11 protein-coding genes are annotated in these 12,305 nt (G+C 40.0%); 2 read left to right on the top strand and 9 right to left on the bottom strand.

The genetic code is table 11. The annotated features are described in order from the left end of the window. Positions 1-12: 12 nt before the first annotated feature. From AC1DFM_RS13310 to AC1DFM_RS13335, 6 genes are read right to left on the bottom strand one after another with little or no spacing between them, the layout of a single operon-like run. Complete coding sequence (locus AC1DFM_RS13310) at positions 13-1,047, bottom strand: glycosyl hydrolase family 18 protein (RefSeq protein ID WP_477077228.1); 1,035 nt, start codon at positions 1,045-1,047, stop codon at positions 13-15. A gap of 25 nt (positions 1,048-1,072) precedes the next feature. Beyond that, on the bottom strand, positions 1,073-2,194 hold the full coding sequence (locus AC1DFM_RS13315; RefSeq protein WP_477077229.1) for a DUF1972 domain-containing protein: 1,122 nt from the start codon (positions 2,192-2,194) through the stop codon (positions 1,073-1,075). A 9-nt stretch (positions 2,195-2,203) separates the two neighbouring features. Continuing rightward, positions 2,204-3,460 (bottom strand): hypothetical protein, encoded by a 1,257-nt coding sequence (locus AC1DFM_RS13320; protein ID WP_477077230.1) that lies wholly within the window; start codon positions 3,458-3,460, stop codon positions 2,204-2,206. Next, positions 3,457-4,236 carry a glycosyltransferase family 2 protein gene (locus AC1DFM_RS13325; RefSeq protein WP_477077231.1) on the bottom strand — a complete coding sequence of 260 codons (780 nt, stop codon included), beginning with the start codon at positions 4,234-4,236 and terminating at the stop codon, positions 3,457-3,459. The genes AC1DFM_RS13320 and AC1DFM_RS13325 overlap by 4 nt, the downstream gene beginning before the upstream one ends. A gap of 14 nt (positions 4,237-4,250) precedes the next feature. Continuing rightward, entirely contained in the window at positions 4,251-5,120 is an 870-nt protein-coding gene (locus AC1DFM_RS13330; RefSeq protein ID WP_477077232.1) for a glycosyltransferase family 2 protein, read from the bottom strand. Next, a complete protein-coding gene (locus AC1DFM_RS13335; protein WP_477077233.1) occupies positions 5,117-5,701 on the bottom strand; it encodes an acyltransferase in 585 nt (194 codons plus the stop codon). The genes AC1DFM_RS13330 and AC1DFM_RS13335 overlap by 4 nt, the downstream gene beginning before the upstream one ends. Positions 5,702-6,165: 464 nt before the next feature. Between AC1DFM_RS13335 and AC1DFM_RS13340 the strand changes: the two genes are divergently transcribed. Together AC1DFM_RS13340 and AC1DFM_RS13345 are read left to right on the top strand one after the other, a co-directional pair. Continuing rightward, positions 6,166-6,894 carry a TylF/MycF/NovP-related O-methyltransferase gene (locus AC1DFM_RS13340; protein ID WP_477077234.1) on the top strand — a complete coding sequence of 243 codons (729 nt, stop codon included), beginning with the start codon at positions 6,166-6,168 and terminating at the stop codon, positions 6,892-6,894. 11 nt (positions 6,895-6,905) lie between these two features. Beyond that, positions 6,906-7,604: a methyltransferase domain-containing protein gene (locus AC1DFM_RS13345; RefSeq protein ID WP_477077235.1), complete on the top strand. Its 699-nt coding sequence runs from the start codon at positions 6,906-6,908 to the stop codon at positions 7,602-7,604. An 11-nt stretch (positions 7,605-7,615) separates the two neighbouring features. On the opposite strand, the gene AC1DFM_RS13350 is transcribed toward AC1DFM_RS13345, so the two are convergent. The 3 genes from AC1DFM_RS13350 to AC1DFM_RS13360 are packed head-to-tail and all read right to left on the bottom strand — an operon-like array spanning position 7,616 to position 12,285. Continuing rightward, on the bottom strand, positions 7,616-8,866 hold the full coding sequence (locus AC1DFM_RS13350) for a glycosyltransferase (protein WP_477077236.1): 1,251 nt from the start codon (positions 8,864-8,866) through the stop codon (positions 7,616-7,618). Positions 8,867-8,916: 50 nt separating this feature from the next. Then, the gene (locus AC1DFM_RS13355; protein WP_477077237.1) at positions 8,917-10,746 is read right to left on the bottom strand and encodes a hypothetical protein; all 1,830 of its coding nucleotides are present in this window, start codon (positions 10,744-10,746) and stop codon (positions 8,917-8,919) included. A 6-nt stretch (positions 10,747-10,752) separates the two neighbouring features. Then, positions 10,753-12,285 (bottom strand): lipopolysaccharide biosynthesis protein, encoded by a 1,533-nt coding sequence (locus AC1DFM_RS13360; protein WP_477077238.1) that lies wholly within the window; start codon positions 12,283-12,285, stop codon positions 10,753-10,755. Between the last annotated feature and the right edge of the window lie 20 nt (positions 12,286-12,305).

The raw sequence follows: 12,305 nt of genomic DNA on the forward strand, positions 1-12,305 counted from the left end.
AATGTTAGGGAATTATTGAATTGTGGTCATCGTCTGCATTTTCTTCATAGCAGGACGGGTATCAACGGTCGTTTCGTCTTTCATTGCCTTGATGAGGGATGTTTTATCATCATCAGAGTCTCCATTTATCTCCCAGATCATGATTCCGCCGATGTTTCTCATTGCCAGGTCTACTTTTTTCTTGATAGTACCTATTCCATTGTAATACACCCCATTAAAGGAATCAGCATTAGGATCTGCTCCTTTTGCGATCAGGTCTTTGTAATAAGGAGGTACTACTTTAGGATTCCGGCCGTAGGTGGGCAAGCCCAGGTTGGCTTTTTCACGGGGCAGGTTACGTGTCAGTATCCAGTAGTTCAGGCAGTTTACCGCAAAATCGTAGCTGGAGTGAGATGGCTGCTCCATGTCATCGTAGGCCATAATATTGAAGTAATCAACGAGTGGGTAGAGCGCATCCAGTGCCAGGGCGCCCCATTTAGGTTTTCCAGACACCGCCATGGTGAGGATTTTTCCTTTCTGATGTAGCCGGGTGGAGAACTTCTGTGCCAGCTGCACCAATTTCTGAGGTTCGTCTGTATTGAACTGTGGATATTCCCAGTCCAGGTCAATACCATCCAGCTGATACTTATCTACTGCCGCCATTACATTATCCACGAAAGTATTCATGGTAGCATCGCTGGCAGCAATTTTAGAGAAGGTTTTATCGGTATACTGACCACCGAGGGCGGCTATTACTTTTACCTTATACGGCTTTGCCTGTGCTACGATGTCATATAATTTATCGTAGCTTTTGTCATTTGAGATGGTACCATCCGGCATGGGCTTCAGAAATGCAAAATTCACGCAGGTAATGTTCTCGAACTTAATTTTGCCAACCGGCCCCCAGTTTGAAAAGTAGCCAATAATTCTGAAAGGGGGATTAGATGCAGTGGTGGTAGTGGTGGTGGTTTTCTTTTTCTTCTTCTTTTTAGTTTGGGCGTTAACTGGAAGCGCTACAACGGCAGCGCATAGAAAAAGAAGGAGGAATGACAAAAATCTGACTTTCATATAGCTTTATTTATTAATATAAATATTAGAGAAAAAGCTTTTTATTGTTTCCCGCTATAACATCGACAAAAACTTCCTCGTGAAGTTTAATGACCCGTTCCCAGTTATAATAATTTTTGATTTTATTATTATTTCCGGCGAGAAACGTCGACTTATTGGTTTTAGCAAGCTCCTCAATATTAGCAATAGCCGCGCCTAATTCGCTGCTACTGGTAAAATAAATAGCGTTGTCATCCAGTACTCTCTTATTAAAATTATTACCATGTGCGAAAATAAAGGCGTTAGACGCCATGGCTTCCAGCAAAGATGGATTAGTTCCGCCAACAGAGTGACCGTGCATGTATGCTCTGCTATAACAACGTAGCGAGTCCAGTTTTTGTTTATCATACACGCCTCCCACAAATCGGATATTTTTCCCCTGATATCTTTCCTTCAGGAAATTACCATACTTGCTAAGATGGTTTCCAATTACAAGAAAAGGATATGAATTGCCAGACTCCAGGTAGCCATCCAATATCATGGTGATATTGTTTTCCGGCTCCAGTCGTGCTATCAGGATGAAGTAATTATTTGTTGTTACGTTATACTCTTTCAGGATCTGTTCATCGTAAGTATCTACGGCATCTGCACCATAGGGCAAATAAATAGTGTCTGCATTATGCGAGTCCTTATAGTATTGCTGAATACCGATATTATCAGCAATCAGGTAGTGCGATTTCTTAATGGCCAGCTTCTCAAAATAGCGCATAAGCCGGCGGGTAATCATATTCCACTTGGACCTTTTCCATTCCAATCCGTCCATATTAGTCAGTACAGGTACCTTGCTATTCTTCAGCAGAAAATAAGAAGGAGAAGCGGTGCCGTAGCCTGCTTCATAGATAATATCAAAATCCTGCGTCAGCGCATGCTTAAGCGACCTATAGTCATAAACGAAGTTACCGACGGCCCCCACGCGTTGCTCCGGACTATTGATCCGTTGAATTTTCACGCCCTTGAAGGTGGCTTCCTGGTAGTCATGAAAATGTGGATTATACACGGTTACTTCGTGTCCTAATGCTACAAGGCCTACAGAGATATATTCTGCAAATTGTTCAAATCCTCCGTAATTGTTGGGAATGCCCCTCGTACCCAATATCGCTATTTTCATCTTGCGTAACTATTTATCATTTCTTAACTTAAAGTCATTGATTGCGGCAAGAAGATATACCACAGGCAATGCACTTACTATATTGTTAATCCCTACTTTAAACACCGGATAATGGGATAAAGTAAAAATGAAATAAATAAAAATTATTAATCCCAGGTAGTACTTCTTATTCTTGTTTATGATGAATATCAACATAGGAGAAAGGTACCACAGCAAACCCGCCAGCCCTATATAATACATGGTGGTAATCAGGTAAACTTCGGAATAAATTTTTGCCACCAGGTCCGGATATCCTCCAATAAAAAACACAAGTGGATAATCATTAAAGAGTTTAATAGGGTTATGATAAATATGTTCCATCAGGATATCCATATCGTGTGTAAAAATCATGACCACCATGTTCACAATTATCTCATTAAAGAGCAGAACAGCCGCAAAACCCATCATAATCAACACCAGGAAGAAGTTAATGGCTGCTTTGAGATTTGTTCTGAGCAGGATGATCAGCCACATGACCAGCATAATCAGGTAGGCAGTTTTTACGCCAGACAAGAGAATAGCTAATATAATCAACACTACTTTCAGCTTCTTGAACTTCACCTGAAACGTCTCAATTTGCAGAATAATCAGGGTCGCCAATGGTATATAAAACTGGCTATGCGTATCCAGAAAATAGCCGGCATGCCTTAAAAAGCCGTTAGTACCTTCCAGGTCCAGGTAATCGGCCAGGTTTTGGTTAAGTATTTCCAGGTAAGATTTTACAGCACCATAATTGCCCAATATGGTATTAAAGAAGAAGTGTATAATATTAACGAAAGAAATAAAAACACCTGCAGCAATGATCCATCTCAACAATACCTCCATTCTTCCGGCCCTGTAGAATGTAAAATAGCACGCGTATCCCAGGTACCAGTAGAAGTAAAAGTTAGAGATGGTTCTCAGTCCTTCAATAGCTCCGGCCCCCAATCCCAACGCTCCTATATGCCCTAATACCGTAAAAACCTGTAATACCAGAAAGCCAATAAAATGGATGTATACAGCAGGACTGGCTTTTCTGGAAAGACAAACAAGTGTAAAGAAAAGCACCGCCACTGAAATCAGAAAATAAGCACCAAACGGGTTCAGAAACTTTCCGAGATAAATAAATACCAACAGACAAATTACCGGCAATAGTAACTGGAATGTAAGCAATGACAGCAGTATCCTTTCCTGTATCTTTTGCCTGGACCAAACAACACCGCGGGTTGCAACTTGAAGTGTACTCATTTACCAATTGCTTTTTTGATTCTCAATTTCGCCAGGTTTTTGGCCATCTGAAAGAACACGCGGGTCAATATCTTATTATCATACTTAAAATCAATCACCAATCTGGCTACTACGTAGTTGGCTTTTAATATAGAGGTAAACTCATTCTTATGAATTAATGAGCCGGCTGTTACCCGGTATCTTACCAGCGGAGCCGAGATAATTTTCACTTTATATCCTTTAAAAAAGAGCGTTAGCCAAAGACAATAATCTTCTACGCTGATAAGCCGTTTGTCTTCATCAAAGAGAACATCTGGTGTATTACGTACCAATACGGAAGAAGTACATATTTTGTTATGTAACAACATCGCTTCCAATGTTGGTGACGCTGGAAGTTTGGGTGACCAGGTTTTTATATTATCTCCAAAAAAGGAAATATTAGTGGCCACCAGATCAAGCTTTTCAGTAGTTATGAGTGCATATTGGCATTCCAGCTTATCTCCCACCCAGATATCATCGGAGTCTAAAAAAGCCAGGTAGGCACCTGCGGCCTCCCTGATTCCGATATTGCGGGGTCCTGCCGGTCCCCCAAAATTCCGGGCCGCTTTAAAATATTTTATCCTGGTATCCCTGGCCACGTATGCCGCAATAATTTCGGCGCTGTTATCTGTTGAACAATCATCTACCAACAATAATTCCCAGTTAGTATAGGTTTGTTGCAATACCGATTCAATGGTGGCACCAATAAAGGCAGCAGCATTGTAAACTGGTACTATGATTGAAATTAACTCTTGCATATCTTGTACTTTCCCTAATTTGACCGTTTCATTCTTGACAATAATTTTGCCGGATTAAGGCTAACGGCCAGTAACAGGTACCACATCCGTTTCACAAAGTTTTTCTGAAAAAGGAATCTGCGGTAAAACTTAAGATGATAAAATGTAAGTTTAGTTTTAAGCGGGCCATAGTTGGTATGAAACAACTCATTGCAAATGATATATGGCTCACGGATGGCCTTATAGTTCAGGTCATTTGAAACACTGCCGGCATGCACACGCACATACGTCAATGGCGCAGTGAGGCTTTGCATAACGGCGCCATCTGCTATCATCCCGGCAAAGATAGCATAATCCTCAGCGGGCACGTATTTCTGCTGATAACCATGTTTTACAAAAAGTGCTGTTTTCCCCATTACGGTGCCATGGAGTACACCATGCATAGCAGTTTGATAACGCTTTTTTATTTCGCCGGAGTCAGCAGGAAAGTTACTCTTAAAAATCACCTTACCGGTATCGCTATCGAAATAGGCCGCATTACTTCCTACCACATCCAATTGGGGATTGTTTTGCAGCATTTCATATTGTAACCGGATACGATCTTCATGTACATAATCATCCGGGTCCAATCTGAGTATATATTCACTGGTGGCTTCTTTCAAGCCTACATTAAGTGCGTTGGCAAATCCTACGTTTTTTTCCAGGAAGATGGGCTTGAGTATAGCTGTTGTTGCCGCATAGTTTTTTAGTATGGCAACGGAATCATCTGTTGACCCATCATCTACTACAATTATTTCTTTTGGCAGCATGGATGAATTGATAAGCGAATCCATAAACTGTTGCAGGTATTTCCCATTATTGTAATTAGCAGATACTACTGATACACTCACTTGTTGACGTTTCATACATTGCCTGGATTAACCTTATCCTTATTTTCCAATGATTTTATAATTCTGGCAGGAATGCCACCTACCAGCACCCTATCGGGGACTGATTTTGTTACTACAGAGCCTGCAGCCACAACGCTGTTCTCTCCGACTGTTACGCCAGGGAGAATAATTACATTGGCACCTAACCAACATCCTTTTTTTAGTGTAACAGGTTCTGATGGATAATGGCCCTGGTAATAAATGGGGATATCAGGATTATCAAAATTATGATTTGTTACATAAATATGTACACCGCTTCCAATCAACACATCGTCTTCAATAGTGATCATCACGTCCTTACTGCTATCCGAGGCTCCATGTAAGTGTGAACAGGGACGTATTACCACCCGTTTACCAATAGAGATCCTGGAACAACCCACGGCATACGCTCCTGCCCGAAATTGAGCGGTTTCATCAAAATGATAAAACTTCTCTTTGCAGAGTTTAAGCATAGTAGACTGAAAATGCAGCCGCCAATGGGTAGAAGGTATATCCGGGCCGAGCCTGTCGGCGCTTCTCCAGAACTTTAGTTTTTTTCTCAGCTCTCTGATAAACATAGTCTATGTCTAAACACGATTTGTTACGCTAAACCTATCAGATAATACTTTTCCTTATCTGTATCTCTAATACATTCAATATATTAGATATGCAGATAAGGCTGTAGGTTTTTCTATCGCAACATATACGCGAATATGTATTTTTGATATTCTGATGCCGGCCTCCGGAAACGAGAAAAACAAGCAAGCCTAGAATTTGTTTTGTTCTGATTTAAGGATCTTCCGGAAAACTAAATACCATACCAGCACAAGTTTACAGCAAAAATAAGGGATAAACAAGAAGAGATMATTTTTTTTAATACCTTTAAGACCGACGGAAATATTGTCCCCAGGAATCATCTGAATGTTATAATCAAGCGAATCACTACCTCCCTTTAACATATCCTAACGAGGTAGACGGCACATAGTTGTTAAATTTTTAGTACGCGAGAACCTTTTAAGCTAATAAATATTTACTTACTACTATGATTAAAAAAATCTATCGGAAAATTTTCAATCGCCTTGACACGTCCCCCAAATTCCCCGCTGATTTTGAACCAGAGCACAAACACATTGTCAGCAAAGTCGCCCCCTTTACAATGACCAGTCAGGAAAGAGTTTTCAGCCTGATTGAAGCAGTAAAGTACATTCACAAATACCATATCGAAGGCGATATTGTTGAGTGTGGTGTTTGGAAGGGTGGCAGTATGCTCGCCATTGCAGAAACACTGCACCGGCTGGGAGACACACAAAGGAAATTGTTCCTTTATGACACCTTCGAAGGCATGTCAGAACCCTCTGGCGTAGACGAAACTTTTGATGGCGACAATGCTGCCACATTGCTGCAAAAAGACCAGCAGAAAAGCGGACTCATATGGGCCTACTCTACCCTGGATACCGTAAAACAAACCATGAACCTTAGCAAGTATCCTGCTGAAAACATCCATTATGTAAAAGGAAAGGTGGAAGATACCATCCCCGCCCAGACGCCTCAAAAAATTGCATTGCTCCGGTTAGATACCGACTGGTATGAATCTACCAAACACGAATTGATTCATTTATTCCCTCTACTGCAAACAGGAGGTATTCTCATTATAGATGACTACGGATTCTGGAAAGGCGCCAGGAAAGCGGTAGATGAATACTTCGAACAAATTCCCATTTTATTAAGTCGTATTGACGATACAGGAAGAATAGCCATTAAGCAGCAATAATCCAATTAATCATGTCTACAGAAAAGATACCTTATATATTCAATCCGGATATACGCTATCCTATATATCTTGTCCGGAATGGAATCCTAAAGGCCGTGAAGAAGCATTGTTCGCAACTTACAGGAACTTTAATGGATTTTGGATGCGGTTCCAAACCTTATAAAAGTTTATTCAATGTCGATGAGTATGTGGGAGTCGACTTATATAACCCTGCCCATCTGCATGACGATGAACCAGTAGACATATTCTACGATGGAAAAACCATTCCTTTCCCGGATGCTCATTTCGATGCTGTATTCAGTAGCGAAGTGTTTGAGCACGTATTCAACATAGATGATATCCTGAAGGAAATTAATCGTGTGATGAAAAAAGGCGGGAAAATGCTGATCACCTGTCCTTTTGCGTTTCCGGAACATGAAGAACCATATGATTACGCGCGTTACACTGTATTTGCTTTAAAAGAATTACTGACAAGGCACGGTTTCAATATATTGATCGTTGAAAAAACCGGTAATAGTGTTCAGGCAATTACACAGTTACAGATTATCAACCTGGTTTCATTCAAATCCAAAATCCGGCTGATTAATGGAATTTACTGGCGAATAGTGACCGTTTGGATGAATCTCTACGCTTTACTTCTCAGCAAAATCTTACCGAAACGGCAAACGCTCTATCTGAACAATATTATTTTGTGCGAGAAGGTTCAGTAAAATGAAAGGCCTTATTTAAGCGAACGAAATAACTCCAGATAACGTTTCATCACCAAATCATTACAGAAATTATCAAAGTATCGCTGGCGGCTGCGAAGCCCCATTGATGCGATACTGTCTTTATCAGACATCTTGTGTATGGCATTGGCCAGATCTTCAGGCACACCGGGTTGCACTACGTAACCCGTGTGCTGATCATCTATCTGTTCAGGAATACCGGCTACTCTTGATCCGATCACAGGCTTTCCCATCATCATGGCTTCAATAATAACATAGGGGAAGTCTTCGTTGGCAATAGACGGGGCTACAAATATATCCATACCCTTTACATACTCCATTACATTGGGTCGGAAGCCAGGCAGTACTACCATGTCCTGCAAACCATGTTGTGCAATAAGTGCCTCCAATGCGGTTCTTTCTTCTCCTTCTCCTAAAATTACCAACTTGTATTTAACCGCCGGAAACTGCTCCTTTAGAATAGCCATGGCCGCTATTAGTACATGATATCCCTTTCTCAGCGTTAATAATCCCACAGCACCTAAAGCAATCGTATCCTTGTCTATAGCGAATTCACTTCGTAAAATGTCTGACTCACTTGTATTCCCCTTTTCCACTTCTTTCAACAAGGTATTGGGAATATTGATACATTGTTGTTGATCAAATCCACGTACCTCTGCTAACCTTTCACTGGCGGCCCTGGAGGCAGTAACGAAATAACTAACATATTTCCGGATATACTTATCCAATGTTCGGTCAAAAAAGTTCTTAGGCGGATACGCCATGTTGTTTACCACAAAAACAATCTGACGAATACCTGCCAACCGTGCGCTGATAACCGCTGTTCTACAAGACTCCGCTGCCGGATACCCCCCGTTATTAATCAATAATATATCCGGGCGCTCTCTTTTAAACAATTTCATTAACGAAAATCCATTATACACACGCAGGATTCCTACCTTGTTAAGAATTAATCCGATTGTATATAATGTTTTAATGTAAAGACGGGGAAATGTTCCTTTAATCGTGCCAGCACTTAATGGGTGCCCCCATTGCGGATATGGGTTAATCAATTTCCGGAATGGCTTTACATTAGTGAGATCACTGAATTTCCTTTTTATTCCCTTTTCATACTCTTTATTGTAAGCATAATAGAAGTCCAGTGAATACTCTTTTGGAATATCCTCCGAACGCAAAATATTTTCCAGTACATTTTCGCTGCCACTATAGACAAAACAATCACTGTAAATCAAAATTTTTTTCATCGGATACTGGTCTTACTATTATATTTAAGAATACTACTTTGGTAAAAATGTTATTGATTCGTATTGTTTACGGAATGCTGATACTTTTTCTTCTGCAAAAATTTAAGAATAAATTCCAGATTCCTATTCAGGTTATTTCCATCTAATTTCCCGATATACTTCTCCAGTACAGGCCTTTTAAGGAATTCATCATAAATAGGATCTCCATTGTAAAACGCGATCACTTTCTCTTTCAGTGATTGTTTATCTGTGGCGGTTACTAACTCAGAATCTCCGTTAAATGGCCGGTTAATAAAGTGCTGATCGCTTTTATAATACAACGCCGGTATCCCTAATATAGATGCTTCAAATAATGTTTGCGAATAGAAAGAGATATATAAATCGGCCTCCTCAATTACTTTCTTAAACGGTATTTGTTGTTCTACTCTAATATTCATGTGAGGGAAGTACTCACTTAAAAATTGGGTGTACTGTGATAAATACCCATTTTCTCTTATCTTCAGTACCACACTATGTTTATACCCTTCTTTCTCTAAATTGGAAAGTACCTCCAGCAAATCGTACAAAAAGTCGAATTCGTAAGCCAGGTACGAATTCATATCAATCAGGTTATATCCACCGGCACCAATGATAATAACCGGGTTCTCTCTATTCACCGTTTTCTGCTGTAGTGCGCTATAGTGGTCCATTCTAGGATCTCCCAGGCAAATGGCATTGTCCATACCACCAAAATAATCAGCTTTGATGGCCTCGCCATAGCTATTCACCCAATCTACTTTGCGCGCATCATATGAAAAATTGTTCACCAATAATCCGTTAATGATCATGTAAACAGGAATTCCCTTTAGCTTACAATAGCTAATGATGAGGTTATTTTCCATCCATAACTCCGTAACCGGTACCATTAATCTTACATCATGGTTACTAAAGTAACGGTCAATATCTTCAATACGGGAAAAAGCGGTGGCCAGTAGTTTGGGCAATTTTGGCAATATCGACTCGTAGAGGTAGGCGCCAATATCGAATCCATCCACTTTCCACTCATAGTGACTGGACCCATTAAACTTAGCAAGTACAGCTTCCACTACGCTTTCCGGCACTTTCCTGTTGCGATAAAATATCCTTCGCTCTTTCCAGGCATTACCCGGCCTTGAGTAGTTGGCCAAAATAACCTGCGCATTCGGTTCGCTCTTTAATTGCTCAATAATTGGAAACGTAGGGTAATAGTTCTGGAAATACACAGCAGGTGATTTATTACCTGTGATCTTATCTCTCACTCTACCCACATATTCAAACATTCCAACGCCCCAGCGTTTTAAGCGTCTTACCAGCGAATCAGTTTCCAATTTCTCCTCCATCCATGCGGATATAGGAAAGTAATAGGTTTCTGTTTTATTATCAGCTACCTCTTCAATGATGTTTGCACCAACATGTAAAATGCCTACCCATTTCCTGACTACCTTATCAGTAACAGCGCAGATCATTTCTTTATGAGAAACGAACTTTAATGCATACAGATAAATGAAAAAATGGAAATTGTAAGATATATCATTGAGGATATTCAATAAGAAGGCGCCACCTGTGGAAACTCCTTTGTAAACAAAAATGTCGTTCCCATTTGTATCCTGGTACCACTTATTCATAAAGTGATGCAGCTCATAATTTCTTTCTTCCAGAAAATGCCGGTCCAATATGTTATCCAGATAAAAAACAGCTACCTTTTCTTTCTCCAGGGTTTTCATCAATCCCAGGTCCATTACGAGTACAAGATCTGTGGTGGCATCAAACAAAGGCAAGCAGACATCCCAATGTTTCCTGTCTTCTACAATAAATATCTTCCTATACTCCTTTTCAGGAATACTAATTAATGCGCGTTCCATTTCTCCTTATTTTAAAAACAGTTTTGGTTTTAACTGGCCCAGCATCCCTCCTACATATTCTCTAAAGATACGTGAACAGACATAGTATAAAAAAAGTCCCATCGCACAAATACATCCAACAATAATCAGGTACCAGAACAGGTTAATTCTATTATGTCCAACAGGAATATAAGGCTTAACTAATACACAGACAACTATTATTGCCAGGCAAGGTATAACAGCAGGTAAGAGAATATCTTTTGCAGACTTCAACGCATTAAAATTCAGCAGCTTACAACTCATAAAGAAATAAGCAAGTGCAGAGAGGAAGAAGGAAAGCAATTTAAAGATGGCAAAAGAACCCAGTCCCCAATGGGAATAAGTGGTAGCAATTCCCACCCAAAACACCAATGGTAACATCGCACTGGTAATGTATATCATTTTAACTCTCTCATAAGCGATAATAAGAATACCTGCGGGAGATGAAATAAAACTAAATCCATAACAAAGCAGCAGCAATTGTGTGATAAACACGGAAGAGGTATATCCTGGTCCCACCCAATTAATCACCAACGCATTGGAAGTCAGGGAAAGACATAGTACCGGAAAAACCGTCAATGGCAATGTGATTACCAACACATTTACAAAAACACGTTTAAGTCCTTCGATATCATTTGCGCCCAGGTAATGGTTAAACCTGGCAGAAAAAGGAGAAAACAAAATACCGTATAACGATCTGATGTAAGTCAGCATAGTCAAGCCTATCGCATAAATAGCCACCGCATCGGCGCCAATCATTTTTCCTATTACAAATGGGTCCAGCTGATAATATAGTATCCAGCATATGGTAAGGAAAACTGAGCTAAACGCTAACTTCTTTGTTTTATCAAATAATTCCCTGGAATATTTAAAAGACGATACTAATAGATTCAAATCGTAATTCAGCCGTTTCTTTACCTGCCATAAACCAGCAATCATTGCGACAGCATTACATAGCTGCGTGAAGAGAAAATAGTTGGTGAGAGAATAAGTTCCCTTATTAAAGAAGTAAAATGTGGAAAGGATTTTACATAAGTTAGCGACAATTAATAATCGTTGAAAATGATAGTCTTCTAATCTTACGGCAAATATTACCTGCAACATACGTTGCAGGATAAAAGTAGGCGAAAACAACGCCAGCATGATCAGTAAAGTACGGGCAATCTTCGCTTCATCCGGCTTCAGGCCACTTACAATTAAGTCGGGGTGGAAAGAAAACCCTAGCATGATCAACATAAAAAGGCCCACAAACACCGCAAAAATAAAAGCAACGAAGCCTACAATCTTGATCTCTTCTTTCCTTTCATTTCTTGCATATGACTCACTGGCATATTTCAATCCTGCACTAATAAATCCAAAATCAGCGTAGGAAAGAAAAATATTMAATGAAACAATAATGGTGTAGATTCCAAACAGCGATTTATTTGACGACAAAAACGGGGTTACTACAAATAGCGTCCCGAAGTTCAGCAGAATAGAAATAAACTGCCATAAATAAATTTTAATATACTTACCCAACATTATACAACTCTTTATAGAAT

The sequence above is a fragment of the Chitinophaga sp. 05T412 genome (assembly GCF_056396465.1).